The organism is Thalassobacter sp. (genome assembly GCF_982993085.1).
Map to the genome: position 1 here is coordinate 1 of NZ_CEZFMW010000228.1, position 2,076 is coordinate 2,076.

The window sequence follows — 2,076 nt, forward strand, 5'->3', positions numbered from 1 at the left end:
TGTCCCGTTTGAACGAGAATATCCACAAGATGGAGGAGCTGTCCAAGCGTTTGGCGGTTGCTTTGTCGGCGCGGCAAAACTCTGATCAAGGGCTGCAAGGGCCGGGCAATGATGTCTATGTCAAGGCTGCTGCGGCCTATATGGCCGAGATGATGACAAACCCCGGCAAGTTGATTGAACGGCAGGTGAATTTCTGGGGTCAAAGCCTGAAACATGCCGTTGAGGCGCAGACCGCATTGTCTGAGGGCACGCCCAAAGCCCCTCAAGATGAGCAGCCGGCGGATCGGCGGTTTTCGAACCCTTTGTGGTCCTCGCACCCGTATTTTAACTTTGTAAAACAGCAATATCAGATCAGTTCGCAAACGATTTCGGATATCGTGCGTGACCTTGAGGGGCTGGATCCAGCGGACAAAACACGGGTTGAGTTTTTTAGCCAACAGATCATTGATCTGTTTTCGCCCACCAACTTTCTGGCCACAAACCCCGATGCGCTGGAACGTGCGGTGGAAACCGAGGGCGACTCACTTGTGAAGGGGCTTGAGAACCTTGTGGCTGATATCGAGGCCAACAATGGCGATTGGCTCGTCAGCCTTGCGGATCGTAAGGCGTTTGAGGTTGGCAAAAACATCGGCGCGACCGCAGGGTCGGTGGTGTTCCGCAACAAGATGTTCGAACTGATCCAATACGCGCCCACAACGGACGAAGTGCAGCGCACGCCGCTTATCCTGTTCCCGCCGTGGATCAACAAATTCTATGTGCTGGACCTGAAAGAACGGAATTCGCTGATCAAATGGATCGTGGATCAGGGTTACACGCTGTTTGTGGTGTCGTGGGTGAACCCCGATGAGACCTATGCTGACGTCAGTATGGAAGACTATATTGAGCACGGCTATCTGACCGCAGTTGATGTGGTCAAAGAGATCACGGGCGAAAAAGAGGTCAACGCGGTCGGATATTGTATCGCGGGCACGACGCTTTCGTTGACGTTGTCGTTGATGAAAAAACGCGGCGATACGTCGATCAAATCTGCCACGCTGTTTACCACGATGACGGATTTCTCGGACCCCGGTGAGATGGGTGTTTTCTTGAATGACGACTTTCTGGGCGGGATTGAGCGGGAGGCCACAAAGCGCGGCTATCTCAGCAAATTTTTTATGTCCCGTACGTTTAGCTACCTTCGGTCTAATGATCTGGTCTATGGCCCCGCGATCAAAAGCTACATGCTGGGTGAGGCGCCGCCCGCCTTTGATCTGCTGTACTGGAACGGTGACGGCACGAACTTGCCGGGCAAGATGGTGGTGCAATATTTGCGCGATCTGTGTACTGGCAACCGTCTGGCCGAAGGAACGATCGAATACTTCGGTGAGACGCTTTCCTTAAAGGATGTGACCGTACCTGTCTGTGCGATTGCCTGTGAGACCGACCATATCGCGGCATGGAAATCCAGCTATGCGGGCGTTCGCCAGATGGGATCGCGCAACAAGACGTTCATCCTATCCCAATCGGGCCATATTGCGGGCATCGTGAACCCGCCCAGTAAAAACAAGTATGGCCACTATACCAACGACGGTCCGATGATTGATGATCCGGATGCTTGGTTAGCGGACGCGACCTTTAATGAAGGGTCGTGGTGGCCGCGTTGGGATGGTTGGCTCAAGAAACGGTCGGGCAAAAAAGTGTCGGCGCGCGTGCCCGGTGAGGGGCCACATAAGGTTTTGGCACCAGCGCCCGGGACATATGTAGTCGCTAAGCCTGCGGAATAACTAAGGTATTGGCTCTGCGCCGTGGCTTGTCGGTTTGTCGCATGCTGCGGTGCAGAAAAAACTTGAAATGCTGCACTGCAGCGTGTATCTATATTCCAGACACAACGAATAACCTGGGCGGTCCGGGCGCATATTCAAGGAGTAGAGATAATGGCTAACACACAAGATTTTACAAAATACATGACTGACATGATGGGTTCTTTCCCCGTTGACACCGCTGCCGTCACAGACGCGATGAAGTCGCAAACCGCAATGGCAGAAAAAATGTCCAAGCTGGCTCTGGAAGCCGCTGAGAAATCCGCTGAGATTTCCA

General features: G+C 53.4%; 1 protein-coding gene and 1 pseudogene. Both read left to right on the forward strand.

Annotated elements, in window-relative coordinates; translation table 11 throughout:
- Positions 1 to 8 precede the first annotated feature (8 nt).
- Positions 9 to 1,763, forward strand: coding sequence for a PHA/PHB synthase family protein (locus AC4GMC_RS18270; RefSeq protein ID WP_488093750.1), 1,755 nt, complete (start codon positions 9 to 11; stop codon positions 1,761 to 1,763).
- Positions 1,764 to 1,913: 150 nt separating this feature from the next.
- Positions 1,914 to 2,076: pseudogene (locus AC4GMC_RS18275) on the forward strand (Phasin); the annotation flags it as partial.